Annotated in this window: 3 protein-coding genes; all 3 read right to left on the bottom strand. The window is 62.7% G+C overall.

Annotated elements, in window-relative coordinates; all coding sequences use genetic code 11:
- Nucleotides 1-157 precede the first annotated feature (157 nt).
- Entirely contained in the window at nucleotides 158-637 is a 480-nt protein-coding gene (locus tag AC097L_RS24400) for a MaoC family dehydratase (RefSeq protein WP_479589309.1), read from the bottom strand.
- 8 nt (nucleotides 638-645) lie between these two features.
- Nucleotides 646-1,044 (bottom strand): VOC family protein, encoded by a 399-nt coding sequence (locus AC097L_RS24395; protein WP_479589308.1) that lies wholly within the window; start codon nucleotides 1,042-1,044, stop codon nucleotides 646-648.
- Between the two features lie 43 nt (nucleotides 1,045-1,087).
- A partial coding sequence (locus AC097L_RS24390) for a molybdate ABC transporter substrate-binding protein (protein WP_479589307.1) occupies nucleotides 1,088-1,393 on the bottom strand: 306 nt, incomplete at its 5' end.

Below are 1,393 nucleotides of genomic sequence, written 5' to 3'. Positions count from 1 at the left end.
AGGGCGGCCAGGCAGCGGCCCAGGTAGGGCCCGGCAAGGAAGTGGCTGTAATCGACCACGCGGAAACCAGCCAGTGGCAGGGCTTGGGTATTTTTAGGCATGAAATAACCTTTTTGTGCTGATTGGGTAAGCGTGAGCAGCTATGAATTTTGTAGTTTTAGAAAATGCCGGGGCGGCGCGGCACCATCAGGCGGTGCTCGCCTTTTTGCACCACCTGGTCGTGCTGGTTCAGCAGGTCGGACGGCAGCACCACGATGCCCCAGCCGGGTTTGCTTTTGCTGGCGCGCATGCTGCCCACGGTGAAGCGCACGCGCAGCACGTCGCCGATCTTGATGGGCAGCAAAAAGTCCCAGGTCCAGCCCAGTGACATGCCGGGCAGAAAGCGGTATTCGCTCTGTGTCTTCAGGCCGTCGGCCACCGACTGGCCCATCAGCCCATGGGCCACGCGGCAGCCGAAGTGCGAGGCGTTGGCGTAGGCCTCGTCCACGTGCACGGGGGTGTAGTCGCCGGTGATTTCGGCGTAGGCATCGATGCGCTCGCCGGTGACCAGGTAGGTGGGGCTGGTGCAGCTGTCGCCCACCTGGGCATCGTCCCAGTCTTTTTCGGGGGTCTGGAAGTGGAGTGTGGGGATGATCATGGTGGGTCTCAGAGTTTTGCGCGGGGGTTGATGGCCAGGATGTCGGCTACGGACGTGCCGCTGGCCTGGATCAGCTCGATCGCCAGGCCGTCGGGCAATTGCAGCCAGTTGCTGCCCTGGGGCAGGGGCTTCACGCCCCAGCTCTGCGCGGCCTTTAGGGCGGCGGGTAGGTCTTGCACCATGATGCCCAGGTGGGCCAGCCAGCCGGAGTCGTTGCTGGGCGGTGCCGTGAAGCCGGGGGTGCTCATCAGTTGCATGCCGCCCAGCGTCCAGTACTGGTGGGGCGCATCGGTGGGGCCGTCGATCTCGCGCACGTCCATCCCGAGTACTTCATAGAAGAAGTTGATGTGCCACTGGATGTCGTGGACGCGCACGGCGACGTGTTCTACGTAGGATTTTTGGGTCATGGTGTTTGTCTCCTTGGATTGAATTTAGTCTGCGTACAGCTTCTTACACAGGGTCCATACCCTGATGGCGTTTGGCCTCTAGCGCCATCGGGGAATTCATGTATTCCAGCAAGGCGCGCACGGCGTCAGCCTGGGTACTGGCGGTAGTGATCCCGGCAGAGAAAATCGTGGTCACCTGGATAGCCGGTGGCAGCGGGCCCAGCACGGTGATGCCCTCCAGGTTCAGCAATTCGCTGAGCTGCTGGAAACCCAGCTCCACCTCGCCGCGCGCCACCAGCGCACCCACGGGCACACCGGGCGGTGCCTGTTTGAGGCGGCTCTGGATATCGGCGGCAATACACCAGCGCTC

The sequence above is a fragment of the Rhodoferax sp. RT5P35 genome, assembly GCF_056521385.1.
This window is presented reverse-complemented; position numbering and strand designations above follow the sequence as displayed.